A 1,030-nucleotide genomic window follows, 5' to 3' on the forward strand; every position below is an offset into this window, starting at 1 on the left:
GGGCCAGGTCTTGTTTTTTGCAATGAACCAGACCGCCCATAAAATGGCTAAACGGTTGATGAAAAATACAAGACCTTACCTTGAATTTGTGAATTTTCAGCGATTGATTAAATTCTGTTCCGCTACACCCAAGCCATAGGAAGATTGCTATGCTTAGGATCAAAGAAGATGACCTCGATTATTGCGACGAGCAAATGTGCTTATATAAAAGGGGAGGCGTTTAGCAGAGTTGCATTTGAGGAGTTGGATGGTAGGGTGATTAGTGAAGTGATATACTAGGATGGAGCTAGGGAAGGTGTTGAAAGAGTGTGGTATCCGTCTGGCGTATTGTCTTTGGAAGAAGACTCTGCAGGTGATACCCGCCATGGCCTATGCACTGAATTTTTTGGAAATGGTTCCGGTAAGCTTCAGACCATGTACGAGCATGGCGTGCTTGTGAGGAAACAGAATGGAATGCATCGGGGGCAAAAACCAAGCGGGTCAGGTTTTATTTTTTGCATTTCACCCCAGCCTGACCAATGTTGAACCTCTGGTTTTTGTTGGGGCTTCAACATCATGGCTCGTCCGTTGAAAAATACAAGACCTGACCCAATACTGTTCGGTTAGATTGTTTTCAACGGCTTCTGTCGCGGATGAATCGACTTTGGCCCATTGCGGCGCTTGACCTGTCGCGGCGCACGCTGGCCCAGGGTGCGGACAGCGCGCAGCTTGGCAGCAATGGCCAGTAACTCACGGAACCACCACTTTCTTCGTCTTGGCTGCCCCGGGGGGAAAGGCCCCGGACTGGGGCTGGCTGCGGCGCAACAGCTGGACATGACCGGTAAACGATAGCTCGGCATGCGGCAGTCGATACTCGCTGGCTACCTGGTGTATCAGCCAGCGCACGGCGTAGTGCGCCAGTACCCAGCCATAGAATTCTTGCCGCACCAGTTCCGCCGTCTTCGAGCGCAATGCCCGGCGACCTTGTTGCAGATGCGTCTTGAGTTCGTCGAATACCGCTTCTACCTGCCAGCGTGCTTGATAGAGCGTC

Annotated in this window: 1 protein-coding gene; it reads right to left on the reverse strand. The window is 51.6% G+C overall.

Annotation, left to right across the window (positions count from 1 at the left end; genetic code table 11):
* Window positions 1–729: 729 nt before the first annotated feature.
* On the reverse strand, window positions 730–1,030 hold a 301-nt coding region (locus IGB42_RS21845; protein ID WP_159675662.1), incomplete at its 5' end, for a transposase.

The organism is Andreprevotia sp. IGB-42, assembly GCF_009848685.1.
GTDB lineage: Bacteria > Pseudomonadota > Gammaproteobacteria > Burkholderiales > Chitinibacteraceae > Andreprevotia.